Genomic DNA, 26,419 nt, shown 5'->3' with positions numbered 1-26,419 from the left:
TCGAAATGTCGCAGAGACGCAACGGAAGCGCAGATCAGCGATCTGCGCTTCCGGTACGACGACGGAGTGGGTCAGCGCTTGAGCCGCGCGAGCAGCGGGCCGAGCAGGCGGTCGAGCTCCTTGACCCGGAGCAGGCGGAGCAGCACCACGTAGACGACGACCATGACCAGGCCGCACAGTGCCGACACCCACAGGCCGCTGAGCATCGTCAGCACCCAGCCGTTGCCGAACGAGAGCGCCTCGAACCCGCCGACCAGCCGGTACACACCCCATCCGGCCAGCCCGGAGACGACGGCCGCGAGGAGCGTCTTGGCGTGGAGCGCGAGCACGCGTCCGCCGTCGAGCCGCCCGCCGAGCTTGGTCCTGAGGCCCCGGGTGCGCAGGAGCACGGTGATCCAGTTCGACAGGGCGTAGGCGCCGGCGGCGGCGATCACCCAGGTCTCGATCGGCAGCCAGATCTGCGCGGCGATCAGCCCGGCCACCAGGACGAGCGTGGACGGCACGGTGATCCAGAAGACGGAACGCCCGTCCTCGTAGGCGTAGTAGACCCACTTCATGAGGGCCATCGCGCCGAGCGGCACCAGGCCGAACGAGAGCGCGACCAGCACGGGCGCGATGAGCGCGGTGCCCTCCTCGCCCGCCGTGGGAACGATGAACGCCGTGGCCGGAGCGGCCAGCACGGTCAGGGCGGCGGTGGCGAACACAGTGAAGACGCCGATCGTGCGCAGACCCATGGAGAGGTCGTCACGGACGCGATCCGTATCGCCTTCCTGTGCGGCCTTGCTGATGCCCGTGAACAGGGCGGTCGCGATGGAGACGGTGACGAGCGAGTGGGGCAGCAGGTAGATCAGGAGTGCCTGCGCGTAGGAGCCGTTACCGGCGACCGCCTCCAAGGGAGTGCTCATCGCACCGGCCTCGGACGAGACCCGGGTCAGGTACAGGACACCGGCCTGCTCCAGCACCACCGCGGCGAAGGTCCACAGGGCCACCGACCCGGCCGAGCGCAGCCCGATACCGCGCAGCCCCAGGCGGAAGTGCCAGCGGAAGCCCGAACGCAGCAGGGGGATCAGCAGTACCAGCGCCTGCGCGGCGATGCCGAGGGTCGCGGTGCCCGCGAGCAGGATCGTGCGCGGGGTGTCCCACTCCGACAGGTCGTTGATGCCGCGCTCCGGCGCGGTGCCGAACACCACGAGGAAGATGCCGAACCCGATGACCGAGACGACGTTGTTGGCCACCGGCGCCCACATGAACGGCCCGAACTGCTCGCGCGCGTTCAGCACCTGGCCCAGCAGTGTGTAGAGGCCGTAGAAGAAGAGCTGCGGGATGCACCAGTAGGCGAACACGGTGCCCAGCGCGAGCTGCTCCGCCGACCAGCCGTCCGTGTAGAGCATCACCACCCACGCCGACGCGCCCGTGAGGATCGCGGTGATCGCGAGGATGCCCACCGCCGAGATGGTGAGCAGCTTGTCGATCCGCTCCTGCGTGTTGTGCGCGCGGAACGCCTTGACGATCTGCGGCACCAGGACCGCGTTCAGCATGCCGCCCGCGAGGATCGCGAACATCACGTTGGGCAGCTTGTTGGCCACGTCGAACGCGATGGAGACGCTGCCCACCGAGCTGACCGCGGCCACCAGCATCAGGTTTCGCACCAGGCCGCCGAGGCGGGAGGCGGCAGTGCCCGCCGCCATCACCATCGAGTTGCGGCCCAGGCCGCGTGCCGGCGGTGGTGGTGTGGTGGGCGCGCCCGGACCGCTCGCGGCCTCCGCGCTGGGGTCCGACGCCGGGTCGGTCGGTACGGTCACGGCTCTCTCCTGGGTCAAGCGACTACTCCCGTGGTCTGGGGCCTTGCCCGGTGCTGCGTGGCCGAAGTGTGCGGCGGCCGAAACACTACTCTGCCCGGACGGCCACGGAGTCCGGCGCCGTCGGCTCGGGCGCCTCGGCCGCCTCCTCGACGTCCTCGCGGGTGGCGCGGTACGGCGAGCGGCCGCGCCGCACCGTACGCCAGATGCCGGCAAGGAACAGCAGCGCGACGAGGCCCGCGGCGATCCAGGTGCCGACCTCTTCCCAGCCCGCGCGGACGCGGACCTGGAATGCCGAGTCGTCGGTGAACTGGGCGCCGGTCGGCGTGAGGAGCTGTGCCCTGACGTCGACGTCGCCGGAGCCGATGGCGCGCACCGGAACCTGTACGTCGAGCTCCTCGCCGGCCGGGACGGTCGTGGTGCGGCGGTCGCCGACGGTGAGCCGCGGGTGGTCGGGGCGCAGCACCACGGTCACCGTCGCGTCCACGTCGAGCGTGTTGCGGACGCGCACCGGGATGTTCCCGACGTCCGTGATGAAGTTGATGTCCTGGCGGGGGACGACGGTCACGGACTCGTGCGTGAACTTGTCGGCTGCCTTGAGCGTCCGCTGGGAGAGCAGGTTCCGGATGCCGGGGTCGGCGCGCTGCGCGACCGCCAGCGGCCCTGCGAGACGGGCGACTCCCGGCTTCCAGAGCGGGGTCTGGTCATCGACCGCGACGGACGAGAAGGTCACGACCGCGTCCCGAGCGCGCTCGAGGGCCGCGACGCTGGTCGGGGAGAGCTCGGCCTTGTGCACCTTGCGGTTCGGGAGAGGCTCGCGCGCGATGTCCGGAGCATCCTGGGCGAACAGGTCGTCGAGGGTGGTGGTCTCCACCCAGTCGGCGTCCTCGAGCGCACCCAGGACGGCGGTGGCGGCCGCGGCGTCCGGGGTCCAGGTCCGCGGCATCACGATGGACTTGGTCGGCGGCTCTACCGGTGACTGGTTCACGATCGCTGCCGTCTCCGCTAGGAGGCGTTGCGTTCCTTCGGCGGCGGTGGTCGTGGTGCCTGTGGAGCCCGCGTCGGCGGCGCTCTCGGCGTTGGCGGTCTCCGCCTGCGACAGGTCGGTCGCCGAGAGAAGGGCGCTGGTCAGCGTGGCGTCGGTGACTGCCGCATGCGCGGTGCCCGACGGGGTGGTGACCTCCGCCCGCCCGGTCGCCGTAGCGCTCTCCGCAGCCAGTCCACCGCTGACCAGAACGTTCGGCCGGCCGGCGGCCACGGCCAGCCCGAGGGTCTCGATGTCCGGCACGGCGCCGTCGGCCGGCCAGGCGAGGCCCGGGAGCCAGCTCTTCGGGACACGCCAGTCGTCCAGGCGGGGGACGCGGAGGAAGCTGCGCGGACCGGTGGTCCGCACGTTGGCGTGTGCGAGCGCGGCGAGATCAGGGTCGCGGTCGGGGATCGTGTAGGTGGTCGTCCTGCCCGCGGCGTCGAGGAGACGTTCGGACCAGGCGATGAGTGCGGAGTCCTTCGACGCTGCGGCGACGGCCATCACCGAGGGGTCGACGGCGAGCGACAGCTTGCTGTGCTCCGCGACCTCCACCACGCCGTCGAGCCGCTGGCCCGCGGCAGCCAGCTGCGCCAGCTCGATGTCGGTGGTGCTGTGGTCTGCCGGGTCGGTGGCCGGGCCGGTGATACCGGCAAGGACGCTGAGCCGCATGGGCGCACGCTCGGCGCCGTCGGCGTCGTAGAGCAGGAACGAGCGCGCGATGCCGAGCCGACCCGTGGCGTCGTCGACGCTGACCGCGAAGCGGCGGGGGCCGAAACCTTGCAGTGCCGCGACACCAGGGTCATAGGTGAACGAGACGTCCTTGGACGCACCCGCGTCCAGCCGTCCGAGCGGCTTCGTGGTGGGCATGCCCCTGACCGGGTCCAGCAGGTCCGCGGAGGCCCACTCGCTGACCTCGGCGCGGGACGTGATCGCCACGTAGTTGACGGCCAGGCTGACGTTGGCTCCGGAGACGACGGCGCCGGTGTGGTTGGTGATCTTTGCCCGGATGGTCACCACGTCGCCAGGCTGCGCGGTCGGGTGCGAGACGTCGGTGATCGAGACGTCCACCGTGCCCTGGGCCGACGGCGCGGCGGGGACACCCGCGGAGAGGTCCTCGGCGACCGTGTCGGAGACGGGCGCCGGGGCCGTACCGACGGCGGCACCTCCCGACGTCGGAACGGTGGCGTTCGCCGGAACCACTGCGGACCCGGCAAGCAGCATGGCCGCCAGGAGCACGGCGCCTGTCTTGCCGGTGTGACGGGCCGCCCGGCGGAGGGCGGAACTGTGTGCGAGGTCGGGGTGCTGCGTCATGGCAGGTCGGGGCGCTCCGTGGGGAAGGCGTCAGCACGCAGCGCGTCCCGGAGATCCCTCGATGACTCGAGAAGGTCCAGGGCGGCGACGGCCAGTCGCTGCTCGTTCGGGTACGACAGGCGCGCAGCGAGCTCGTCGACCCTGACCCAGAGAGCGTCCTCGGCTTCGCCGTCCGGATCGTCCTCCACGGTCAGGCGACCGCCCTCCGCGCGCAAGAGGTAATGGTGCACCACCTTGTGGACTCTCCGGTCCTCACCGGTGAACCAGTAGTCGATCACGCCGAGCTCCGCCTGGATCGAGCCGCGGATCCCGGTCTCCTCGCGGATCTCCCGGATCGCCGCCTCCTGAGGTGTCTCACGACCCTCGAGATGGCCCTTCGGGAGGCACCATTCGAGGCGCCCCGTCCGGTTCCGGCGCAGCAGCACCGCCGCACTGAAGTCCTCGGGCCGCTCGGAACCGCCTCGCAGCACCAGGCCGCCCGCGGAGGTCTCGTCGACGACGGGCAGATGCGTCGGGCTCGCCGCCGCGCGCCGGGCAGGATTCACCCGCAAGGGCGCTCCGCCGGGCGGCGGGGGCACCTCCGGGCGACCGTCAGGACGGTCGCTCGCCGGAACTGGGGTGGACATGCCCCAACACTACCGACTGAGCACCGTTGGTCTGGTCAGGAGCAGGGGTGCGGGCGGTTTCGGGCACGGGTTCGGACGCCAGGACCTCGTTTGGCGGTGCGGGTGATCTTGCGGTGAGTGTTGCCCGGCCGCGTCTGGGAGAATCTTGGGCTGTGTCTACCCCTGAGCAGGATCTGTTGCGGCGCGCGCTCGGCGTGCTGACCGAGATGGCGCCCGCCGCGCTCGAGCTGGGCGACCAGTTCCGCGCCGCCGGGCACGAGCTCTCGCTGGTCGGTGGTCCGGTTCGGGACGCGTTCCTGGGTCGGGCGAGCAACGACCTGGACTTCGCGACGTCGGCCTCCCCGAACCAGACGCAGAAGATCCTCGCGCGCTGGGGCGACTCGAACTGGGACATCGGTCGGGAGTTCGGCACCATCGGCGCGCGGCGCGGGGACGTCGTCGTCGAGGTGACGACGTACCGGACCGACAAGTACGACCCGGCGTCGCGCAAGCCGCTGGTCGAGTTCGGGGACTCGCTCGACGGGGACCTGTCGCGCCGCGACTTCACCGTGAACGCGATGGCCGTGCGTGTGCCCGACCTGACGTTCGTGGATCCGTTCAACGGCCTGAGCGACCTCGCGGCAGGGGTGCTGCGCACGCCCATCGCCCCCGAGCGCTCGTTCGACGACGACCCGCTGCGCATGATGCGCGCCGCCCGGTTCGCGGCCCAGCTCTCGTTTCACGTGGAACCAGGGACGCTCGCCGCGCTGGTCGCGATGGCTGAGCGGATCGAGATCGTCTCGGCCGAGCGGGTGCAGGCGGAGATCACCAAGCTGCTGCTGAGCGACAACCCGCGGGCAGGTCTCGAGGTCCTCGTCGACACAGGCCTTGCCGAGCAGGTGCTGCCCGAGCTGCCCGCGCTCCAGCTCGAGATCGACGAGCACCACCGGCACAAGGACGTCTACCAGCACTCGCTCACCGTGCTGGAGCAGGCGATCGCCCAGGAGACCGGCCCCGACGGCGCCGTGCCGGCACCGGACCTGGTGCTGCGCCTGGCCTCGCTGCTGCACGACATCGGCAAGCCGGCCACTCGCCGCTTCGAGCCCGGCGGCGGCGTCAGCTTTCACCACCACGAGGTCGTCGGGGCCAAGCTCACCGCCAAGCGGCTCAAGGCCCTCAAGTTCGAGAAGCAGGTGGTCAAGGACGTCTCGCGCCTCGTAGAACTGCACCTGCGGTTCCACGGGTACGGGGAAGGCGCATGGACGGACTCCGCCGTCCGCCGCTACGTGACCGACGCCGGTCCGCTCCTCGAGCGGCTGCACCGTCTCACCCGTGCCGACTCGACGACTCGCAACAAGCGGAAGGCCAAGCGGCTGTCCGACGCGTACACGGACCTGGAGGACCGGATCTCCGCGCTGCGTGAGCAGGAGGAGATCGACGCGATCCGCCCCGACCTGGACGGGACGCAGATCATGAGGATCCTCGGGATCTCGCCATCGCGTGAGGTGGGCGAGGCTTACAAGTACCTGCTGGGTCTGCGGATGGAGCGCGGCCCGCTGGGCGAGGAAGCGGCGACGGAAGAGCTGAAGAAGTGGTGGGCGGAGCGGTAGCTCGCCGAAGGGCCCAGGTGTCAGACGTGGGTCGGGTCGAAGAGGGCGCTTACCGACTCGCCGCTGTGGATGCGGCGCACCGCTTCGGCGAACGCCGGCGCGACGCTGATCACCGTCAGCTTGTCGTGGGCCAGCAGCCCGGTCGACGGCACCGTGTTGGTGGTGACGATCTCGACCACGTCGGGGTCGGCGGCGATGCGGTGGACCGCGTCGTTGGCGAAGATCCCGTGCGTGCAGGCGATCCGCACGCTGCGTGCGCCGTGCTCACGGAGCAGGTCGAGGATGGCGACGATCGTCGACCCGTTGGCTATCTCGTCGTCGAGCACGATGATGTCGCGGCCCGTGACGTCGCCGATCAGGGACGTGATCTCGACCCGGTCGCCGTCGAAGCGCTCCTTCGCGGCCGCCGCGACCGGGACACCCAGCATCTTGGCGAACGCCGACGCGCTCTTCGCGTTGCCGAGGTCGGGGGAGACCACAGTGGCCTTGGAGAGGTCGCTCGGCAGAAAGTGTGCCGCGAGCTCGCGGAGCGCGTTGAGCTGATCGGTCGGCACCCGGAAGAACGCCTGCACCTGCGGTGCGTGCAGCGTCATCGTGAGGATGCGGTCCACACCTGCCGTCTCCAGCAGGTCCGCGACGAGGCGGCCGCCGACAGAGATGCGCGGCGCGTCCTTCTTGTCTGACCGTGCGTACGCGAAGTGCGGCATGACGGCGGTGATCCGGCCGGCCGAGGCGCCCTTGGCGGCGTCGATCATCAGCAGGAGCTCCATCAGGTTCTCCTGCGTGGGGCGCGCTATGGGCTGCACCAGGTAGACGTCGCGCTCGCGACAGTTCTCCAGCAGCTGGACCTGCAGGCAGTCGTTGGCGAAACGCTGGAGGTTGATCGGGCTCAGCGCGACGTCGAGATCAGCGCACATCTCGCGAGCGAAGCGCTGACCCCCGGTACCCGCGAAGACCCGTACCTCGGCCATGGCTGGAAGTCTACGGAACGTCGAGCCGACGTGCCCAGCAGCAAGACGGCATCATGTGGTCGGTGAGCCTCACCGACTGGCAGACCTGGGAACCGTTCATCGACGCGCTGCGTCGCTCCGCTCCGCCCGGGACGGACGTGAGCGAGTTCGTCGGCACCGTCGGCCGTGGCGCCTGGCAGGGCACCTACCTCGACGACGGCGACGCCGACCTCCGCCGCGACCACTACCGCAAGCTCGCGCGCGAGGCCGCCCGGACCGGTGGCCGAGGCCCGAAGGCAGATCTCGACGACGCACTGCGCGCGCTCGCCGAGCTCACGCCGGACGGCGAGCAGGTCGTGCGGGTAGTCGCCGCCCGTCGCCCTGACGGCGATGCGGTAGAGCTCGTCACGCTGCCGTCGAACGTCGTCCCGGGGCCGGTCACGCCGATCCTCGAGGTCGTGCTGGAAGCGGGAACGCTCCCGGCGCAGTACCTCGCGACGATAGTGCCGCCACCGGACGCCGCCGCCGCACCGTCGGCCGACCCGGATGCCGTGGCGCGTGTCATCGCCGAGCGGATGCCCGACGCCGTCGGCGCGTCACCTGACGAGCTGGCCGCCGCCGAAGCGCAGCTGCCCGCGGGATCGCACCTGCCCGACGAGGTGCGGGCGCTGTATGCGTCAGCAGGTTCGGGGAACCTGAAGCTCGCGCCAGAGGAGGACGGGTTCGGCGGGTTCGAGATAGTGCCCCTGAGCGGCAGCTTTCTCCGGGAGGCTTTCCTGCCTGCCGAGCGCTTCAGTACCTGGACCGCCGACGCCGGTACGTTCGCCGCCGAGGATCCGTCGGGCCGGGTGCAGTCGGTGATCGGCTCACCGCTCTGGTTCCCCGTAGGGACCGACGGCGCCGGGAACGTCTACGCCGCCGATCTCGCACCGGGGGTGAACGGGCACGTCGGACAGATCCTGCTGCTCGACCACGAGATGCGGGCCGGGGCGGTGTACCGGGCGGAGAGCCTGGCGGCGCTGCTCGTCGGGCGGACGGAGAGCCCGGCGGAACCAGGTCTCGACAAGCTCGACCAGCGGGACCCCGAGCAGCCGGTGGTCGACCAGCCAGGGCCGGAGTTCCTGAACCTCGATCCGGACGGCTGGACCGAGCGACTCGATGCCGGGACGGTGCCGGACACGCTCAAGGCAGCCGGCCTGGTCCCCGACCTGGCCCGCCCGCCGGCCCTGACCGAGTCGATCGCGACCGCGAACCGGCTGCTCGACCTGCGCGGTCTGGAGCCCGTAGAGGTCACCCGCCTGACCCGCCCCGAGCGAAAAGGTCTGCTCGACCGGATCTTCGACCGGTAGGGCGCGCGGACCGACCGGGACGCGAAGAGGGCGGGAACCCGGTACCGGATTCCCGCCCTCCGCAAGCCCGCGGCACCTACCCTGCCGGGTCAGTGACCGCCGCTGAACTCGCCGTCGGACTCCGTGCGCTTGATCATCGTCGCCAGCCCGATGGTCAGCGCCATCACACCGGCGCCGATCCCGAAGGCCAGGCCGGCACCGCCGGCCATGCCCTCCGCGTCGGACGCACCCGCCGCGGTCAGGGAGGCGGAGTGGATGGTCATGATCGCGATGAACAGCGCGGTACCGGCGGCACCGGCCACCTGCTGCACCGTGTTGATCGTGGCCGAACCGTGCGAGTACTGGTGCGGCTTGAGGACCCCGAGCGCGGCGCTGAACAGCGGCGTGAACACCGAGGCCAGGCCGACCATCAGCAGGATGTGCGCGCCGAGGATGTAGAAGATCGACGTCGTGGTGGAGATGAAGGCGAACATGCCGATCCCCACGGTGACCACCGCGGTGGCGGGGATCAGGATCGGCCGCGCGCCGAACCGGTCGTACCACCGGCCGACGATCGGGCCGAGCACGCCCATCGCGACACCGCCCGGCAGCATGATGAGGCCCACGGCCCACGGCTCCAGCCCCAGGGCCTCCTGCAGGACGAGCGGCAGCACGATCAGGGTGCCGAACATCGCCATCATCGCGACCGCCATGATGGCGACCGCGACGCGGAAGTTGGACTCGAGGAACGTCCGTAGGTCGAGCAGCGCGGAGTCGGTGCGCTGCCGGGCGATCTGCCGCCAGATGAACAGGCCGAGCACCGCGATGCCTATGCCGAGCGGGATCCACGGGTTGATCGCGGTGGCGTGCTGCGACGCCTCGCCCAGGCCTGACAGGCCCCACACCATCCCGCCGAACGCGACCAGCGCGAGCAGCAGGGACAGCGGGTCGAGGTGGTGCTCGTCCTTGTCGGACACATCGCGGATCCAGAGGATGCCCGCCACGAGCGCGAGCGCCGAGATCGGCAGCACGACGCCGAACACCCCGCGCCAGCCCAGGAACTCCATGACGCCCCCCGACATCGCCGGGCCGAGCGCCGGGGCCAGCGCGATCACCAGCGTGACGTTACCCATGATGCGTCCCCGCATGTGCGAGGGCACGATCGTCATGATCGTCGTCATGAGCAGCGGCATCATGATCGCCGTGCCCGTCGCCTGGACCACGCGGCCGGTCACCAGGATCGCGAAGCTCGGCGCGATCAGCGCCAGGGCGGTGCCCGCCGTGAACAGGGCCATAGCCAGCAGGTAGGCACCGCGCGTGCCCAGCCGGTTGATGAGGAACCCGGTCGCCGGGATGACCACGGCCATCGTCAGCATGAACGCGGTGGTGAGCCACTGGCCGGTCGTGGCCGTGATGCCGAGGTCCGCCATGATCGGCGGCAGCGCAACCGACATGGTGGTCTCGTTGAGGATCACCGTGAAGGCGCTCGCCATGAGCAGCGCTATGGCGCGGAAGTGGCCGGGAGCCAGCTTGTCGGTGCGGGTGGGTGCGATCTCGTCGCCCGCAGCGGGCGGTGTGGCAGGTGGTTCCGTCAGGTGGTCGGATGTGTCGATGATGTCGGTACTCATGGGCTTGCCCTCTCGGTACGGTGCGCGCGGGCCGAGATCGAGAGCGACTTTGCACACGACCTACGTCTGAACGACGCCGGAACATCGTCGGGTATTCCCTCCGATGATCGCGACCTCTTTTCTACCGACGTCTGCGGACAGCAGAAGTCATCGATTCTGCCCGCGGTCGTTCGCTCGGTCGCCGAGACGTCAGCTTCCCGCCGCGTCCGCCGGCTCCCCTGAGTCCGTCGCGTCTCCGGGGGATACCGACTCCGTGACTGCCGCGGCAACACCGAGCGTCACGCCCTGCGCGGCCATGAACGGCTCGGGGTCCACCGCCTGGCCGTTGACCCGCACCTCGTAGTGGAGGTGGCAGCCGGACGACGTGCCCGCACCCGCCGGGTCGATGCGCGAGTCGCCGCCCATCGACGCGATCTGCTGCCCGGCCTGCACCGTCTCGCCGACCCGCACCAGGTTGGTGCCGGTGAGCAGGTGGCCGTACGTCGAGTCGAGGCCCAGCCCGTGCTCGATGCGGATCGTGTTGCCGGTGCCCCAACCGGTCGCTCCGGAGATCACCACGCGTCCCGCTGCGGCCGCGTACACCTGCGTTCCGCAGGACGCGGCGATGTCCTGGCCCAGGTGATAGGTCGACGCACCGACGATGCCCGTGCTGCGCGGCCCGAACCCCGACGCCTTGGAGCCGACCGCCGGGTTGGCCCAGCCACCGGCGCCGACGGCGGCGTGCCCGACCGAGCCGGTCATGCACGGCGCGCCGGCCGCCGCGCCCTGGATGGACTGCGAAAGCGCCGCGAGGTCCTGCTTGTCCGCCCCGCTGACGAGCTGGATGACCTGGAGCGCCTGGTCCCAGTACTTCTGGTAGTGGTACGGGTCGGCGTTGCGCTGTGCCTTGTGCGCGGCGAGCGTCGGCTCCATCGTCTCCCAGCCGGTGACCGCGAGCAGTCGGTCGTAGTACCGGCCCGACGACTGCACGGGGTCGAGGCGCTCCTCGACGGTCCCGTACCACTTCTGCTCCTGGAACATGCCTATCGACGACGTGAGCGTGCCGTCGGGGTTGCGCACCCCGAACCGGTCGTCGCCGTAGGACAGGTTGCGCATGCCGGACTCGCCGAGCGCCGTCATCACCGCGATGGCCTGGGCGCGGGCAGGCACCCCGCGGTCCTGGCCCACCTGCAGGATCACCGTCGCGTTCTGCAGCTGCTCACCCGTGAAGCCGCCGGCCGACGTCGCCTGACCGCCCGCGGGCACGACCGAGGCCGACATGCTGCAGCCGTTCTGCGACTGGTTCTCGCTCACCGCGCCGCCCACGAGCACGACCATCGCGATCACCGCCGCAGGCACCGCCATGACGGCGGCGACCAGTACCGCCAGCACCAGCACCGCGCGCCTGGTCGGATCGTCCTTCTTCCTGCCTCTGCCAGGCCGCCCGCCTCCGGACCGGACGGCCTGTGACACAGCACGCGTCGCGATCCGGGCGGCGCCCTGCCCGTTCACGATCCCTCCGGCGGCCTGATCTGCTCGGCGAGCCAGGGCGCTGCGCCGTCGGCCCGGGTCAGGAGCACCGTGTAGGGACCGATGTCCGTCGGTACCGCGACCTCGGCGAGCAGCGTCGACGTCTCGTCGGTGACCTCGGGGTCGCCGGTCACCTCGGTGACCGGCACGAGCCGGGGGTCCACGTCCTGGTAGACGGGCCGGGCCTGCGGGGTGAGCAGTGGCTTCAGGTCCGCCCACCAGGCGTCCGCGGCCTGATCGGTCGTCGCGAACGCGGTGATCGTCGCGAGCGCCGCCTCGCGGGCCGCTGTCCGGACCGTCTCGTCCCAGATCGCCTCGACCGGCTCGCTGGGCGCCGTCTCGTCGAACTCCGGTTCGGCGGTCACCTCCACGGCGGGGTCGCCGGCCCCCGGCTCGCCCTCGACCTCCTCGGTAGCGGTCACCTCGCCCGTGTCGTTCTCGGGCGAGCCCTCGGGATTCGTGAAGTCGTCCTGCCCCCTGGGCGTGACGACACCGTCACTCTCCTGCGCGGTCGGGTCGACGAAGCCGCCTTCGCGCGGCCAGCCGATCCAGGTCCCGATCGCGAGAGCGACCACCGTGATCACCACGATGACTACACGTTTCATCAGCGGCCCAGCCCTCGCATCTGACGGCGGCCGGGGTTGTGGACGATCGCCGACGGCTGCGGCCCGCCGGCCTGCGGCGCCCCACCCTGACGTGCCGCGTTGAACGACTGGGCCAGCCGGGCGGCGCTCTTCGACCGCTCACCCCGTTTGCCCAGACCGCGCGCGGCGCCGAGCGCCTGCTTGGCCTGGCGGGCCTTCTGCACCACGCTGAGCGCCTTGGAGGCGCCGACGGCTGCGCTGGACGTGCCACCGCTCGCGACCATCGCCCCCGCCTGCAGCGCCACCGACGTCCCCGTGCGGCGTGCGCCGCCCAGCCGGTCGCTGAGGCGCTCGCCGGCGGTCGGCGGAAGGTGCGGGCCGGGCTCGTTGGACGGCTTCTCACCGGCGTTCGTCCCGTCCGGCAACGGATCGGTGCCCGCACGTCCGCCGTCGGGCGATCCGTCCTGGGCGGTGCGCGCCGCACTGGTCCAGGCGTTGCCGCTGCCGTCCCTGTCGGCCGGGGTGCCATCGGGCCCCACCGGTTGTCCGGCGGCGCCCACAGGGATGGGGACCGTGCGGTTGTCGTCGCCCGGCGCGCCGTTCGACGTACCCCCGTTGCCGCCCGCCGAGCTGCCGACCGGCCCGCCACCAGGAGTCCCGTCCATGGCGGACGGGCCGGCGGCCTGTATGTCGTTGCCGTCGATCTTGACGCCGTCGCCGTTCGGTTTGACCGGAGCGGGCCCGATGCCGACGCCCGCCCACTCCCTCGCCTTGTTGTAGCGGTCGCGCCACTTCGCGGTGCCGTCCCACGGCATCGCGGCGGGCTCGCCCACCTGGGAGGGGACGCCGGCTGCCGCGAGCTTGTCGGCGAGGCCGCGCAGGGCCTGGCGAACGCTGGCGCCCATGAGCACGTAGAAGACGGCGCCCGCGATGACCAGCGTGTTGAACAGGTACAGCCGCACCAGGAACGGTAGACCGCTCGTGGCGTCGTAGAAGCCGAGCAGCATCCTCATCCACGCGACCAGGAACATCGTGGCCATGGCCACCAGGACCGCGCCGAATGCCACGCTCGCGAACGTGCGGAACAGCTGGGCGCGGGTCCCGCTGGAGATGACGCCGACGGGGAGCTGCCACAGCAGCTTGATCGCCGACCAGCCCAGCAGCAGCACCGCGAAGATGGTGCCGCCGACGATCACCACGGACAGCAGCAGGAACACGAAGCCGGTGGTGAGCAGGCTGAGCGTCGAGACGACGGTGCCGGCGTCGACGGTGGACGCCGCCTCCTGGTAGGCCTCGTCACAGCCACCGATCGCCTCGACCGCGTTCTCCCGGCCGACGTTCTCGGTGTAGGTGTCCTCGCAGCCCGTGCCGTCGATGACCGTGCCGTAGTTGATGATCTGGTGCGGCGCGCGGAGCAGGGTGTCCACGAGCTGGCCCTTGAGACCCTCGCGGATCACCGTCGAGTCACGCTCGAACGAGGCACCCTCCGTCGCGAAACCGGTGGCGATGTCCATGCCGGCGTTCCGCGACTGCATGATGACGCCCTGCTCACCGCCGATGGTCGCCATCGGGTTGGCGAGGAATCCCGTGGCCAGGGCGGCGATCAGGCAGCCGATCAACAGCTCCATGAACCCGCCCGCGTACCGGCCCTTGAGCAGCCAGAAGCCCACCACGAACGCCAGGATGATCAGCATCAGGTTGAGCAGGCCGATCTGCGCGATCATGCCCTGGATGATGATGCTCAGCCCCGCGAGCGGCGCCAGGATGTAGCCGAGCCAGTCCATGCCGAGGACCCAGTCGAGCACCCAGATCTGCACGGCGACCATGTCCCGGTACCAGACCCAGAACATGCCGGCGAGGGTCGAGAAGATCTCGGAGTCGACGTTCAGCGGGTTCCACGGCGAACCCGTGTCCCACTGGAGCATGAACCGGTCGATGTTCACACCCTGGGTGTCCTCCAGGTTCAGCCCACCGCCTGGATCAGCCGCTGCCGAGAGCGGCGCCAGCCGGATCATGACCCGATCACCGCGCCCGTGGAGCTCGTCGGCGTGGTCTTGACGGTCTGCGCCCGTGACTCCACCAACGGCGCCATGACCTTGGCCCGGCCGTACCGGGCCTGGAAGTCGCGGATGAGGCACTCGCCCCGCCGCTCCTCCGTCACGCCGACGGCGGCGTCGGTCACCGGGGCGGTGCCCTCGGTGACGAGCTTGACGAGTCCTTCGTCGACCGGGGCGCCCACGGGCAGCCCGTGGAGCCAGCGCAGGCCGCGGCGCGCGAGGTTGGCGTCCCGGTGGCGCAGGAGCACGCGGAACGGGATCAGTCCGCGGACCACCTCGTTGCCGAAGTCCTCCTCCGCGTCGTGGCTGCCGAGCAGCAGGGCGGCCTTGTGCTTGCGGCCGTCCCGGATGAACATGCCGATCTCCTCGGCCGCCTCGGGCGACGACATCGTCTTGGACGCCTCGTCGGCGGCGAAGATGTCGAGCCGGGAGCGGTTGGCGAAGCAGCGGTACCTGGCCAGAGCGGCGATCAGCGCGAACGTGGCCCGGCCGAACACCTTCTCGGCCTTGAGCTCCGCGAACAGGTGCCCGTGCTCCATGTCGGCCTTCGAGGGCAGCTGCATCTTGTGGGTGTGCAGCACTATCGCCGGCGAGCTCAGGTCGAGCGGCGGCAGCGAGTCGTCGAAGAGGGCGCGGCCGAAGTCGAGCTCGGAGAAGATCCGCATCTCGTCGGCGAGCATCCGGGCGCCCGGGTACTCGCAGTCCTCCTCGAGGTGCCGGGCGAGCGAGCCGAGCGAGGTGATCTTGTGCCGCCACATGTACTCGGTCTGGAGCACCTTGGACAGCAGCACGTTCTGCTCGGACTTGGTCTGCACCGACAGCAGCACGGTGATGAAGGCCCGGGCGACACGGGGTGCCTGGGCCGGTGGCAGGATCCGCAGCGGGTCCATGGAGACCGTGGCGTCCTCGGAGATCTCGACCACCTGGGAGCCCGGGATCTCCGAGACGGCGACACCCCACTCGCCCATCTCGGTGTGGTCGACCGCCATGAGCGTGGCACCCATGTCGACGTTGTCCATGGCCACCGTCTTCATGCTGACCGACTTGCCCGCGCCCAGCTCGCCCACGAATCCCATCGCCAGCGCGACGTCGAGCTTGTCCGTCGCGCCCGCCAGGTTCACGAAGACCGGGTTCGGCCGTGCGGCCCCGTTCGAGATCTCCAGGGCGAACAGCGCGCCGGAGGTGTCCCCGAGCTCCGTCGTGGCGAACGGCACCGCCGCCGAGAACGCCCGCGCGGTAGTGATCTGCGAGTACTCCCGAACCGCGCGGGGCGTCGGCATGCCCGGGAGGGTGGCGTCGAACAGCGTCGGCTGGATCGTGGGGTCCGTGCGCAGCGAGAACTGCATCGCGGCGAAGTACTTGGTCAGGTCGCGGGCGTCGTCGAGCGCCTGCTCGGGGGTGTGGCCGGAGACCGTGAACATGGTGGTGGCGTCGACCTCTACCTCGAGCTCGTCCGCGTCCATCACCGCCTGGTACTCGCCGAGCGCCCGTGCGGTCGTGTCCAGGGAGGATCCGGCGCGTTCCTCCTCGGAGCGCTGGTCGAACTGGTCGTTCAGCGTGCGCACCGCGCGCCGGTTGCGGTTGGTCACCTCGTCGCGGGACCGCACGGTCATGCGGATCGCCCAGTCGCAGGGCACACCCGACTCGTCGACGCGCCCGATCCACTCGCAGCCCGGGTACACGATCCCGCCCGACGGCGTATCGCTCACCACGAGCGTCGTCTGGTACGAGGCGAGCTCGGGGTTGGTCGGGTCGATCACCTTGACGTAGGGCCGCTTCAGGATCTGCAGCGGGCCCAGCTTCTTCTCGGAGTCGGTCTGCCCGGCGGGGTCCACCAGCGCGGACGGCAGGACGGAGGGCCCGGACAGGTGCATCTCGGCGTCCAGGGACCCGTCGACGGGCACCGCGGTGTCCAGCCCCAGGCCACGCTGCAGCGCGTGGCCGAACATCCAGGCCATCTCGGCGACCGTCGCCGGCCGGGGATCGAACGCGGAGGGCATCTCCTTGCGCAGCGCCTCCGCCTGCGCCGCCCGTTCGCCCACCGGATGCCTGCCGGGCACGGAGCGCGGCATCATCAGCGTGTCCTGGAGCGTGGTCCAGCTCGCTTGCAGCGGTTCCATGAACGCCTTCGCGCCCGGGTTGGCCAGGGGCGCGGCGATCCAGTGGACGCGTCGTCCGATCGGGATCTGCTCGAGGAAGTCGAGGGTGGCCTCGCACTCGGCTGCCCACGCCTCGCGCTCGGTCAGGTCGACGCCCTCGATCATCGAGAGCACCACCGACGCCGGGTCGGTGGCCGCGGTCAGGCCGAGGTGCAGGGACTCGCCACGCAGCGCGCGGTAGAGCGCCGTGTGGTGCCGCCGCGCGGCGTGCTTCTTGTCGTCGGGCTGAAATGCGTACGGCACAGGTGACACGCGCCAGACCGCCCACACGGTCCCGGTGCGGGTCCACATGAGGCCGTCGGTCAGGGCCGAGATGTGGCTCAGCATGGAGGCTCAGTCCTCTCGCGGGGTGGTGGGGGCCGTACGGTCGGTGTCCTGCGGCTTGCCGGCGAGCAACTGTCCGACGCCGGTGAGGTCGGCGTTCTTGCGTCCGGCCGCTGCTGTCGCCGCTGCCGCTGCCCAGGGCCCACGCCCGGTCAGCTCGGGCAGGAGCTCGGTCGGGATCAGCCGGGCCACGGCTGGGGGCTGTGGCTCGACTGTTCCGGCTCGCACCCCGGCCGCCGGCCGGAGCTGCTCGGCCGCCGTCTCGCCACGGGACGTGGTGACGGTCTGTCGCGGCAGCACGACCATCACCCGGTGGGTGATCAGCCGTGGCTTGGGCAGGGAGACCTGCCCGCCCGCCAAGCGCCCTGGGCTGGTGGTCAGGTTCATCGCGTCCATGACGAACGCGACGGGGTTACGCCCGCTGCTCGGGAGCTTGCCCGTTGCCCAGACGACTCCCACGACCACGCCGACGGCGACCACTACGTTCATCAAGCCGCCCAGCCGCGCCCACAACGGGGCGGTCTGCCACAGCGCGAACGCCACCACGGCGCCCGCCCCCACCTGGGTGATCGTGTACGGGCCGCCCCAGATGCGCCCGCCGCTGGGTAGCTTCCCCACCAGCATGGGGATGCGGCGGGCCTTCGTGTAGAACTTCGCGGTCTCGGTCACCGGACACCCTCCTCACCACGTGCTGGGCGCGCGAACGCGCCCACCTGACCAACCCTGTGTCGTGCCCTCGGCATCCTGCCCATGTGCCTGGCCCTGTCGGCCCCAGCGACGGTCAGAGTGCTGTCTGCGGGTCCACGATCTGGGTGTTCACGATCGCCGGAGCGGAGTCGAACTCGTCCCTGGCGAGGTCGGAGGTGACAGTGATGCCCCCGTTCACCAGCCACAGGACGATGCCGCCGACTATCGCGGACATCAGGATCGCCGCGATCGACATCTTGGTCTTCACCGCCGTGATGACGACCATGAGGATGACGACCACGAAGGTCACCGATTCGATAGCACTCTTGACCTCCTCGGACTTGACGGTGATGAGGTCGAGGAAACCGCCGGCAATGACAATCTCGTTGATCATGGTTCTCTCCTTCTAGTCCCCGGCGGTGCCGGAGTCGATCGCGCCGGATGGCGTCGTGCTGATACGGACGGCCGGCTCGAGGCCGGCCACCTCCCAGCGGCCGTCCCGCGCAACGAGCGTGAGGACGTACTGGGCGGTGGTCTTGTTGCCGTCGAGCCGTGTGAGCTCGGCGGTGATCAGGGCGTGCGTACCGTCGCCGTCGGCGGGGTCGTCCGTGACCTCGTGCGTGCCCTTGATACCCGACACGGTCACCGCCGTGTAGGGGGCCGGGGTGATCGCGGAGATCGACGTGCCGGGTCGGAGGTAACGCGTGATCTCGCCGTCGCCGGCGATCATGGCCGTGAGGAAGCCCGCGGCCGACTGGCCGGCTGCGGACGTCGGAGAGATGGTCTCGGGGTAGTCGAGGTCCGGCGGCTCGGCGGCCGCGGCGGGCCCGGGGACGGGGGCGGGCAACGCGAGAGCGGTCACCGCCAGGTTGGCGCCCGACCACTCGGTGTCCGTGCGGTCGACCAGGACCGGCACCTGGAAGTAGCGGCGCACCCAGACGAGCGGCACCTCGGTCTCCTCGTCGGCCTTCGCTCCGTCACCCGCGGGCGGGGGTGTCGAACCGGGCGCGGGCTCCGCGACGTCGACGCCGACGGTCACCGACCACACGTCGTCGTCCGCCGGCTCGATCTGCGCCACCGACGAGTCGCGGATGGTCAGGCCCGTCTGGGGAAGAGAGCCGACCGGGGCGTTCGTCAGGGAGGCAAGGAGCTGCTGGTCGTTGCTGTCGGCCCGCAGCCAGGTCTCCACGAGCTCGACCGCACGCTCGTTCGCGGCGGCCTCCTCGGTGGTGCTCGCCGCACCGGCAGTCGCGGACACGGGGGCAGGCTGGGGGCGCAGCAGGGTCCACGCCAGGGCGGCGGGCCCGGCCAGCAGCGCGAGCGCGAGCACCGCGCCCCAGGCCTTGGTCACCAGGGCGGGCCCGTTGGACCACTCCACCACCTGAGGAGGGGGGGTGTCGCCGTCGCCTCCGCCGCCCGACGACGGGGGAGTCGCGGGCTGGTCGGGTCCGCCGGCCCAGGGCGAGCCGGTACTGGAGGCGCCGTCGGCCGGGGCGGGCAGCTCGGCCGGCTTGGCCGCCTTCTTGCCGCGCCGGCGCACGAGGACCGAGCTCATCGCGTCCGCACCTCGTTCTGCAGGTCCGCGCGGATGCGCTCGCGAGCCTCGCGGGCGCTGCGTACGCGAGGGCTGTCGAGCGCCTCGGTCAGGCGGACGGTCGTGTCTTCCTCGCCGAGGGGGTCCTCGGAGAGGGATGCGATGAGGTCGCGCACCAGAGGTGCCACCTCACCGCGGGCTGCGTGCACCTCGGCTGTGTCGCGAAGCAGCGACCACGTGTGGTCGAAGTCCTGTGCATCGGGATCCGCACTGCGGACGCCCGCACTGCCGAGGTCGGTGCTGCCGAGTCCGGCGCCGGGCGCCTGGTCGAGCTCGTCCTTGCTCATCTCGCCTCTCCCGTTTCTCCGTCTCCTACGTCTCTTGCGTCTGCTCAGCACAAATGGCAGGTCGGCAGTTCGTGTGACATCGGTGATGCCCGGGTTTCGGCCAACTGTGACGCAGGTCACACGAGAGCAAACCGAGCGGGCAACAGTGGCGGGCAACACCCCCTCGGTGGACTCGGGGCAGACGGAGGGGGGAATCGCCATGCCTGCACGTACACCTGCACCGGCATCAGGAACGCTGATGCGAGAGCTTGACCATGACTGGGCCGACCTGGTCCGCACGCGGTCGTTCGCGATGGAGATCGCGCGTCTCGTCGGACGTTTCCCACAGCTCGCCGGACTGCGTACGGGTGGCACCGTGCAGCTCGCCCCCGACGACGCCGACAAGGTGCTGTACGCGCTCATCGTCGAGCACGCGGGCGGCAGCTTCGCCGCCGGCCGTGCGGTGCTGCAGTGCATGCTTCCCGCGGTCCGCACCATCGTGCGCCGGTCCCGTCGCCACTACCCGGACGTGCAGGACCTCGAGCAGGAGGCCGCCGCCGCGATGTGGGACGCGATCACCCACTACGACCTCGAGCGCAGCAACCGGGTCGCGATGCGGCTGCAGGGGCACACCCTGACGCGCGTCGTCGGCGACCGGGCACCGCACGCACAGGGCGGGCGGGCGAGCCGCGGTCCCCGGGTGGCGGAGATCCCCACCGACACGACCACGCTGACGGTCCTCGAGCGGCCGACGACGCCCGAGCCCGGGCCGGACGTCGTCTACTCGCTCGCGAGCATGTCGCTCGGTACCACCGGCGAGGTGCTCGACGTCATCGCGTGGGGCCTCGACAAGAGCGTCCTGACGCAGGACGAGTCAGCACTTCTGGCGCGGCTGTACGCGCCGGACCCCGATCTCCCGGAGTACGCCGAGCTCGGCTCGGGTCGCGGGAACTATCAGCGGCGGGTGGCCCACGAGCTGGGCATCTCGCACGCAGCCTTGCGCCAGCGGGCGAGTCGCGCAGTGCGACGGCTGGCGGAAGCCGTTCAGTCCGGTGGTCTGTCTGGGGGACAGCCGGGCGAACGGGACGGTGAGGGACGACGACGACCGACGGGCTGAGCACTGGGGGGTGCGTGAAGCCCTGAAGTTGTCGGAAGTTCATGTCATCGCGAGAGGGTCCCACCGCCAGCGGGGCCCTCTCGGTCTGTCCGAAGTTCACCCTGGCCCGTTTTTGTGCACGCCGGGTGGTGGGGGACCCTCATCTCATGGCCTGACCTGCCGAGTCAACACCACAGCCGTGGTATCGACCCGTAATCGGCAGATCGTTTCAAGGTCACTCAATATTCAAGCCATCTCCACAACTTTGAAGTCTCCTTGACCTAGCGGTCACCTGGAACGCTGATTAGCGTTCAACCTGCCGGGTCCGCCCGCGTAGTTGAGGATTACCTGCGGTGACACTCGCGTGGCACGCGCAGGAGGCCCTCGACCAGCAGGGGCAGGGAGCACGGTGGAGACAGGCGCACGGATGGGAACCTCGATGGGTCCCGCACCGGGGGAACCCGAGGCGGACTCCGCCGACGGGCTCGGAGGAGACGGCACGGTGAGCAGTAGCACGAAGGTCGCGAACCAGGACCAGCACGCCCGGTCCGCGACAAGACCCCAGCGACCCGCACCCCCGGGGCCGCTCAAACCGACGCGCGCCCGCCGCCGCCCGGCACTCATCGCGCTCGGGCTCGCGCTCGTGGCAGTGAGCGTGCTCGGGTCGGTGTACCTGGCCACCTCGCTCGGGCAGACCTACCAGGTCCTGGCGGTCACGACCGACATCCCGCGCGGCGCCCCGATCACCCCCGGGGACATCGGGGTCGCCGAGCTGCCCGAGGGGGCGGGATCGGCCCTGCTCGAGCCGGTCCTCGCCGACCAGCTCGACGAGATGACGACGGGCAAGGTAGCCACGGCCGACCTCAAGGCCGGCCAGCTCCTGACGGCCGACAGCGTCGCGACCGAGCTCCGGCCACCGGCCGGGCAGTCCATCGTGGGTATCGCGCTCGCCCCCAACCAGATGCCTACCCAGCCCCTGAAGGCCGGCGACAGCGTGCGCGTGGTCGAGACGCCCGCGACCGGTGGTGAGCCGCCCGCCCGGGCACCGTTCGCGATCGCTGCCACCGTGGTATCGCCCGCTCAGACCACCATCGGTGAGCAGACGGTCGTCGACGTGCAGGTCACGTCCTCCACCGCGGCGGACCTCGCGGCCCGCGCCGCGAGCGGCCGCGTGGCCATCGTGATCGACGCCGTCGGGGCCGGGTGATTCGCGTGGCCCTCATCGCCTTCGCCAGTGCGAAGGGTTCGCCGGGTACCACGACGGCCGCCCTCGTGCTGGCGCTCCAGTGGCCCCGGCCGGTGCTCCTCGTGGAGGCCGACCTGGCCGGGTCCTCGATCCTCGCCGGGTACTTCCGTGGCCAGCTGCCGCACGACCGCGGCCTGCAACCGCTCGCGATCGCGCACTCCCACGGCGACCTCGAAGCCTCCTTCTGGGGGCAGACGATTCCTCTCGTTCGAAACGATCCGGACAAGAAGCTGCTGCCCGGCATCGTCAGCCCGCACACCGCCCCCGCCGTCGCCAATCTCTGGGGGCCGCTCGCCAACCAGCTGGTCGCGCTGGAACGTGGCGGCATCGACGTCCTGGTCGACCTGGGACGGCTCGGCACCGGCGGCGTCGTGCGGGAGGACCGCGAACCGCTCGTCCGGCTCGCGGACCAGGTACTGATCACCACCGGTTCACGCCTGCCCGACATCGCGGTGACCCGCGAGCTGGTCAAGTCCCGTACCTCGGTGGTGGACGCCGCCGCGCGGGAGCTCACCAACCTCACCGCGCTGACCGTCGGGCCCGGCCGACCGTACGACGCGAACGAGATCGCGCGCACGCTCGGCCTCGGAACCGTTGGTTCGATCGCGTGGGACCCGGTGAACGCCGAGGTGCTGTCGGTGGGGTCGCCCGCGGGACGCAAGTACTCGGCCTCGCCGCTCGTCCGGTCGGCAGGGCCGGTGATCTCGCGCCTCCAGGAACGCATCGAGAAGCGGCGTGCACGGTTCGCCACCGGCCCGCGCGACGGCGGCAGCGGGTCCGGCCCGCGCCGTCCACCCGTCTACGCCGACGGCGGGGGACGCGCATGACCCCGCCGGAGTTCCCTGACCTCTCCTCGCTGCCGATCTTCCACGAGGAGAACCGCGAGGCGGACCGCAAGGCCTCCGGGCTGCCCCAGCGCACCCGCACCGGTGAGGGCGGCCCCGGGCAGGCCCCGCCGCTGTACCGGACCCCGCCCGCGGAACCGGCAGGCGGCGCGCGCGGCACAGGTTCCGGAGCCTCCACGGCGAACGGCGGTGCTCTGCACCCGTCCGGCGGAGGTGCCTCGCCCTGGGTCGGTGCGGTCGCCCGCGCCGGCCGGGAGTACCACGGCCAGCCCGGCAACCCGCGGCTGCGCGACTCCGAGTTCTGGCGCCAGGTCAACAGCCTGCGCGGCGAGGTCTCCGCACGGCTCACGACGGCGCTCGCTACGCGTGAGCTGGACGAGGAGCAGCGCGAGGCCCTCGGCCAGGAGCTGATCCAGCAGGTGGTGCGCGACCACAACGACGCCCTGCTCTCCGGCGGCCAGCGCAACTGGACCCCGGAGTACCAGGTAGAGGTCACGCGCGCGCTGTTCGACGCCCTGTTCCGGCTGGGCCGGCTGCAGCCGCTCATCGACACCCCTGACGTGGAGAACATCGAGATCACGGGCACCGCGCCCGTGCTCATGCTGATGGGCGACGGACGCCGCGCCTACGCGGAGCCCATCGCGGACTCCGACGCCGAGCTCATCGACTTCCTGCAGTTCCTCGCGGCGCGCGACCCCGCGAACGAGCGGTCGTTCACCCGCGCCAACCCGTTCCTCAACCTGGACCTGCCCGGTCGCGTGCGGCTCGCCGCCGTCGGCTGGGTGGTGCCCTGGCCGCGCGTCACCATCCGACTGCAGCGACTGCAGTCCGTGGACCTGGAGCTGCTGCGCAGGAACGACACCATCGACGCGGTCCTCGCCGAGTTCCTGACGGCGGCGGTCCGGGCGCGCAAGTCGATAGTCGTCTCCGGGCAGGGCCAGGGGTCCGGCAAGACGACCCTGCTCCGAGCACTCTGTGCCGGCCTGGACGCCTGGGAGTCCATCGCCACCATCGAGACCGACTACGAGCTCTACCTGCACCTCGAGCCCGAGAAGCACAAGCGTGTGGTGGCCCTGCGCACGCGTGAGGGCTCCGGCGAGATGAACACCTCGGGCCGACGTATGGGCGAGATCAACACGAACGTCAACGTGTACGAGTCGCTGCGGCACAACATCTCACGCATCATCGTGGGCGAGGTGCGCGGGCCCGAGATCGTGTCCATGTTCCAGGCGATGCAGATGGGTAACGGCTCGTTGTCGACGGTGCACGCCGACGGTGCGCGCGACGTCGTCGAACGCCTGGTGGGTATGGCCGTGCAGGACTCCACGCTCTCCGAGACGTACGCGTACCGGCAGGTGGCGCAGTCGGTCGACCTCATCGTCTTCCTCCGGGTCGACGTCGGGGCCGACGGCCTCCGCCGTCGGTACGTCTCCGAGGTGATCGAGGTGACGCGCGGTGAGGCCGGCAACCCGGTGGCGATCACCGACGTCTTCGAGCCGGGCCCGAACGGCCGCGCCGTGCCCAAGACGACGCCGTCGTTCCTCGCCGACCTGGAGGCGGAAGGCTTCGACGCGGGCCTGCTGAACTACCGGGACGGGCTCTGGGGGAACCCATGACCACGCTCGTCGCGGTGGTTGTCGGCCTGGCTCTGGGCCTCGGGCTGTGGTTCGTCGCCGTCGGTGCGCAGAAGCACGAGGCGAGGCCGAAGCCTGTCCGGACCACGCCGCCCTTCCACGGTCTGCTCCGGTTGTTCGGTCTGACCAAGGGCGGTCCGCTCTACGCCCAGCGCAGGCTGCTCGGCATCGGCGCGGTGGCGGGCCTCGTGATCGGGATCATGACCGGATGGTGGTCCCTCATCCTCATCGTGCCGGCGCTGATCGTGGGCCTGCCCTCGCTGTTCCGTACCACCACGCAGTCCAACGAGGTGGAGAAGCTGACCGACCTGACCGCCTGGGTGCGGTCGTTGATCGGCGTGCTGTCCGGCGGCGCCGTCGGGTTGGAGCAGGGAATCGCGGCAACCCTGCACAGCGCGGCGCCGTCCGTGCGTCCTTCGCTCGCCCGGCTCGTGGCGCGCCTGGAGGCACGCCAGCCCATCAAGCCTGCCCTCTACCGGTGGGCGGACGAGATGGACGACTACTCGGCGGACATGATCGCCTCGGCGATGATTCTCGAGTCGGACAACCGCACCGGCGCGGTCGCCCCCGCGCTCCGGCAGCTCGCCGAGTCCCTGTCGGCGCAGGCCAAGGCGCGGCGCGAGATCGAGACGGAGCGCTCGACCGGACGCGCGACGGTCCGCTGGGTGACGATCGTGACCCTCGTGGTGCTCGGGTTCACGGCGATGTCCGGCTACCTCAGCGGGTACGACTCCGCGCTGGGCCAGGTCGTGGCGGTCGTCCTGTTCAGCGCGTACGTGGCCTGCCTGCTGTGGATGCGCAAGATCAGCCTCGGGCAGCCGATCCCGCGGTTCCTGCCCGACGAGCGGGAGGCCTGACATGTGGCCCTGGGCAGTGGGAAGCGGCGTGGTTGCGGGGCTCGGTCTGTTCCTCGTCGTGCGCGAGCTGTTGCCGTCGACGCCCCGGCTCCAGTCCGCACTGGACCGCCTGAGCGGTGACGACAAGGTAGAGCCCATCACGGTGTCCGACGGCGGCGAGCTGACCGCCACCCAGCGGTATACCCAGACCTTCGGGGCATGGGCGCAGCGCAGGCTGCCCATCGCGATGCTCGGCCGCTGGGGCCCCACCCGTTCAGACCTGGACCTCATCGGCAAGACCGCCACGGACCATTACGGCGAGAAGGCGCTCGGCACGGTCATCGTGCTGGTCGCGGTGCCGTTCCTCGGACTGTGCGTGGGCATGCTGAACCTGGGCATGCCGGTGTCCGTGCCGCTCGGGGTGACGTTCGTGTTCGCCCTCGGCGCCTGGTTCCTGCCTGACCTCGACGCCCGGAGCAAGGCGAAGCGCGCCCGCCAGGAGTTCTCCCGCGCGGTGTCGACCTATCTCGAGCTGCTCGCGATCGAGCGCATCTCGGGCGCGGGTGCGACGCAGGCTACCTTCGCCGCGGCGCAGGTAGCGGGTTCCTGGCCGTTCCGGCGGATCGCCGCGGCGCTCGAACGGAGCCGCTGGGAAGGGCAGGCGCCGTGGGTGGCCCTGCGCGAGCTCGGCGAGGAGGTCGAGGTGGACGCGCTCGGCGAGGTCGCCTCCATCGTGGAGCTTGCCGGTACGCAGGGCTCGGCGATCCACGACCAGCTGCAGTCCAAGGCGGCGGCGATGCGTGACGCCCAGCTCGATGTCGAGCAGCAGCTCGCCCACGACGCGACCGTCCGCATGACCGTGCCGGGGACTATGACAGTTTTTGTGTACTTTTTAATGCTTATATTTCCCATCGGGGTCACAATGTTTCAGACTGCGCCCTGAACCGGCTCACCCCCGGTGGCACCGCCCGGTGTCACACGAGCCGCTTCTTACCCATTTGTTGAAGTCGACAGCACCCCGGGAGTCACCATGAACCAGTACCTGAGCCAGGGCCGGTCGGCGGCGTCGCGCGCCGCGGCACGGGCGTCTCTGCGTGCGGCAGCGGCGCGTGGTCGCGTCGACGCCCTCAACACCCGCTTCGCCGAGCGCTCGGCCGAGCTCCGTCGTCGGCCGGCCGTGGGACGTGACGGCGAGCCCGACGACGCCGGCCTGGAGTCCATCGAGGTGGTCGTGCTGTCCGTGGTAGGCCTCGGCATCGCGATAGCGCTCGGGGCCGCGATCCGCGCCCTGGTCGAGCGCTATATGGGTCAGCTATAGGGATGT

22 protein-coding genes are annotated in these 26,419 nt (G+C 70.8%); 9 read left to right on the top strand and 13 right to left on the bottom strand.

Going from position 1 to position 26,419, the window contains the following annotated elements; translation table 11 throughout:
* Nucleotides 1-71: 71 nt before the first annotated feature.
* The 3 genes from murJ to ACQEVI_RS11385 all read right to left on the bottom strand — a co-directional run bounded on the left by murJ (nt 72) and on the right by ACQEVI_RS11385 (nt 4,763).
* Entirely contained in the window at nt 72-1,802 is a 1,731-nt protein-coding gene (murJ, locus tag ACQEVI_RS11395; RefSeq protein ID WP_432898408.1) for a murein biosynthesis integral membrane protein MurJ, read from the bottom strand.
* Nucleotides 1,803-1,887: 85 nt separating this feature from the next.
* Nucleotides 1,888-4,137, bottom strand: a complete 2,250-nt coding sequence (locus tag ACQEVI_RS11390) for a DUF6049 family protein (RefSeq protein ID WP_432898405.1) — start codon at nt 4,135-4,137, stop codon at nt 1,888-1,890.
* Nucleotides 4,134-4,763 carry an NUDIX hydrolase gene (locus tag ACQEVI_RS11385; RefSeq protein WP_432898402.1) on the bottom strand — a complete coding sequence of 210 codons (630 nt, stop codon included), beginning with the start codon at nt 4,761-4,763 and terminating at the stop codon, nt 4,134-4,136. The genes ACQEVI_RS11390 and ACQEVI_RS11385 overlap by 4 nt, the downstream gene beginning before the upstream one ends.
* A gap of 152 nt (nt 4,764-4,915) precedes the next feature.
* On the opposite strand from ACQEVI_RS11385, the gene ACQEVI_RS11380 reads away from it, so the two are divergent.
* Nucleotides 4,916-6,352, top strand: coding sequence for a CCA tRNA nucleotidyltransferase (locus ACQEVI_RS11380; protein ID WP_432898399.1), 1,437 nt, complete (start codon nt 4,916-4,918; stop codon nt 6,350-6,352).
* 20 nt (nt 6,353-6,372) lie between these two features.
* On the opposite strand, the gene ACQEVI_RS11375 is transcribed toward ACQEVI_RS11380, so the two are convergent.
* The gene (locus ACQEVI_RS11375) at nt 6,373-7,323 is read right to left on the bottom strand and encodes a ribose-phosphate diphosphokinase (RefSeq protein WP_432898396.1); all 951 of its coding nucleotides are present in this window, start codon (nt 7,321-7,323) and stop codon (nt 6,373-6,375) included.
* Nucleotides 7,324-7,385: 62 nt separating this feature from the next.
* On the opposite strand from ACQEVI_RS11375, the gene ACQEVI_RS11370 reads away from it, so the two are divergent.
* Nucleotides 7,386-8,651, top strand: coding sequence for an SMI1/KNR4 family protein (locus ACQEVI_RS11370; protein ID WP_432898393.1), 1,266 nt, complete (start codon nt 7,386-7,388; stop codon nt 8,649-8,651).
* Nucleotides 8,652-8,740: 89 nt separating this feature from the next.
* On the opposite strand, the gene ACQEVI_RS11365 is transcribed toward ACQEVI_RS11370, so the two are convergent.
* From ACQEVI_RS11365 to ACQEVI_RS11325, 9 genes are all read right to left on the bottom strand, one after another.
* Entirely contained in the window at nt 8,741-10,258 is a 1,518-nt protein-coding gene (locus ACQEVI_RS11365) for a DHA2 family efflux MFS transporter permease subunit (protein ID WP_432898390.1), read from the bottom strand.
* A 189-nt stretch (nt 10,259-10,447) separates the two neighbouring features.
* Entirely contained in the window at nt 10,448-11,749 is a 1,302-nt protein-coding gene (locus tag ACQEVI_RS11360; protein WP_432898387.1) for a M23 family metallopeptidase, read from the bottom strand.
* Nucleotides 11,746-12,372: a hypothetical protein gene (locus ACQEVI_RS11355; protein WP_432898384.1), complete on the bottom strand. Its 627-nt coding sequence runs from the start codon at nt 12,370-12,372 to the stop codon at nt 11,746-11,748. The genes ACQEVI_RS11360 and ACQEVI_RS11355 overlap by 4 nt, the downstream gene beginning before the upstream one ends.
* On the bottom strand, nt 12,372-14,366 hold the full coding sequence (locus ACQEVI_RS11350) for a hypothetical protein (protein WP_432898381.1): 1,995 nt from the start codon (nt 14,364-14,366) through the stop codon (nt 12,372-12,374). Before ACQEVI_RS11350 ends, ACQEVI_RS11355 begins: the two co-directional genes overlap by 1 nt.
* Nucleotides 14,363-16,894: an ATP-binding protein gene (locus ACQEVI_RS11345; RefSeq protein ID WP_432898379.1), complete on the bottom strand. Its 2,532-nt coding sequence runs from the start codon at nt 16,892-16,894 to the stop codon at nt 14,363-14,365. Before ACQEVI_RS11345 ends, ACQEVI_RS11350 begins: the two co-directional genes overlap by 4 nt.
* A gap of 6 nt (nt 16,895-16,900) precedes the next feature.
* Entirely contained in the window at nt 16,901-17,560 is a 660-nt protein-coding gene (locus tag ACQEVI_RS11340; protein WP_432898376.1) for a hypothetical protein, read from the bottom strand.
* Nucleotides 17,561-17,672: 112 nt separating this feature from the next.
* Nucleotides 17,673-17,972 carry a hypothetical protein gene (locus tag ACQEVI_RS11335; RefSeq protein ID WP_432898373.1) on the bottom strand — a complete coding sequence of 100 codons (300 nt, stop codon included), beginning with the start codon at nt 17,970-17,972 and terminating at the stop codon, nt 17,673-17,675.
* Between the two features lie 12 nt (nt 17,973-17,984).
* Nucleotides 17,985-19,133: a hypothetical protein gene (locus ACQEVI_RS11330; RefSeq protein ID WP_432898370.1), complete on the bottom strand. Its 1,149-nt coding sequence runs from the start codon at nt 19,131-19,133 to the stop codon at nt 17,985-17,987.
* Nucleotides 19,130-19,459 carry a hypothetical protein gene (locus tag ACQEVI_RS11325; RefSeq protein ID WP_432898367.1) on the bottom strand — a complete coding sequence of 110 codons (330 nt, stop codon included), beginning with the start codon at nt 19,457-19,459 and terminating at the stop codon, nt 19,130-19,132. Before ACQEVI_RS11325 ends, ACQEVI_RS11330 begins: the two co-directional genes overlap by 4 nt.
* Before the next feature lie 238 nt (nt 19,460-19,697).
* Here ACQEVI_RS11325 and ACQEVI_RS11320 point away from each other — a divergent pair, with 238 nt between their 5' ends.
* The 7 genes from ACQEVI_RS11320 to ACQEVI_RS11290 all read left to right on the top strand — a co-directional run bounded on the left by ACQEVI_RS11320 (nt 19,698) and on the right by ACQEVI_RS11290 (nt 26,413).
* Nucleotides 19,698-20,555: a hypothetical protein gene (locus ACQEVI_RS11320; RefSeq protein ID WP_432898364.1), complete on the top strand. Its 858-nt coding sequence runs from the start codon at nt 19,698-19,700 to the stop codon at nt 20,553-20,555.
* Nucleotides 20,556-21,036: 481 nt separating this feature from the next.
* On the top strand, nt 21,037-21,741 hold the full coding sequence (locus ACQEVI_RS11315; RefSeq protein WP_432898361.1) for an SAF domain-containing protein: 705 nt from the start codon (nt 21,037-21,039) through the stop codon (nt 21,739-21,741).
* A 5-nt stretch (nt 21,742-21,746) separates the two neighbouring features.
* Nucleotides 21,747-22,607: a hypothetical protein gene (locus tag ACQEVI_RS11310; RefSeq protein ID WP_432898358.1), complete on the top strand. Its 861-nt coding sequence runs from the start codon at nt 21,747-21,749 to the stop codon at nt 22,605-22,607.
* Complete coding sequence (locus tag ACQEVI_RS11305; protein ID WP_432898355.1) at nt 22,604-24,241, top strand: CpaF family protein; 1,638 nt, start codon at nt 22,604-22,606, stop codon at nt 24,239-24,241. Before ACQEVI_RS11310 ends, ACQEVI_RS11305 begins: the two co-directional genes overlap by 4 nt.
* On the top strand, nt 24,238-25,116 hold the full coding sequence (locus tag ACQEVI_RS11300; RefSeq protein WP_432898352.1) for a type II secretion system F family protein: 879 nt from the start codon (nt 24,238-24,240) through the stop codon (nt 25,114-25,116). Before ACQEVI_RS11305 ends, ACQEVI_RS11300 begins: the two co-directional genes overlap by 4 nt.
* Nucleotides 25,117-25,144: 28 nt before the next feature.
* The gene (locus ACQEVI_RS11295; protein ID WP_432898349.1) at nt 25,145-26,038 is read left to right on the top strand and encodes a hypothetical protein; all 894 of its coding nucleotides are present in this window, start codon (nt 25,145-25,147) and stop codon (nt 26,036-26,038) included.
* 87 nt (nt 26,039-26,125) lie between these two features.
* On the top strand, nt 26,126-26,413 hold the full coding sequence (locus tag ACQEVI_RS11290) for a hypothetical protein (RefSeq protein WP_432898346.1): 288 nt from the start codon (nt 26,126-26,128) through the stop codon (nt 26,411-26,413).
* The last annotated feature ends 6 nt before the right edge of the window (nt 26,414-26,419 follow it).

The organism is Promicromonospora sp. CA-289599 (genome assembly GCF_050936155.1).
In the GTDB taxonomy this organism is placed as follows: domain Bacteria; phylum Actinomycetota; class Actinomycetes; order Actinomycetales; family Cellulomonadaceae; genus Promicromonospora.
This window is presented reverse-complemented; position numbering and strand designations above follow the sequence as displayed.